We start from the raw sequence: 572 nt of genomic DNA, 5'->3' as shown, positions 1-572 counted from the left end.
TTATTTTTTTCAAAAAAAGCTTGATACCGCTCAAAATTCGAACATACATCTTTTCCGGGTTTAAAATATATGTTAAATTTTTTATCAGTCCAATACGATATTGCTCTTATATCGGGATCTGTCTGTATTAAATCTCTCATTTCTTCAAACTCGGGAAAAGTATTTTCAAATTGTTCGCTTAAAGTAGGCTTCTTATTATGTATAGGGAAAAAGGAAATAAGAAGAAAAAATACAAAAAAATATAAAGCCGCCACTACAGATATAATAAATTTCATTGTTGTTTTTCCTGCAGTTCCCGTTTTGTTTGTACATACTTATAGAACGTAAAGCCTCTCAGTACAATAACGGCACCGGTTAGATAATACAAACAGTCCGTAGTTTCTCTTAAAAGACTATTCCCCATTGAACTCTTATATGCCGATATTCCCTGTAAAATATTTTTAGTATCTGCAGGGTCGTCAAAATTGGTAAAAATAAATCCTAAACGTGTATTGTCGGAATTATTTTCCAATCCATTTATTTGCGGTAACCCGGGGGCATCTATCAACAGTCCGGTCGGAAGCCCGCCGGCA

General features: G+C 34.3%; 2 protein-coding genes. Both read right to left on the bottom strand.

The window, feature by feature from the left end:
• A partial coding sequence (locus H0R92_RS14060; protein ID WP_432966309.1) for a hypothetical protein occupies positions 1–275 on the bottom strand: 275 nt, incomplete at its 3' end.
• The coding region (locus tag H0R92_RS14055; RefSeq protein ID WP_432966307.1) for a hypothetical protein at positions 272–572 on the bottom strand (301 nt) is incomplete at its 5' end. The genes H0R92_RS14060 and H0R92_RS14055, both read right to left, overlap by 4 nt.

The organism is Treponema sp. OMZ 840, from assembly GCF_050937815.1.
Taxonomy (GTDB): Bacteria; Spirochaetota; Spirochaetia; order Treponematales; family Treponemataceae; genus Treponema_C.
This window is presented reverse-complemented; position numbering and strand designations above follow the sequence as displayed.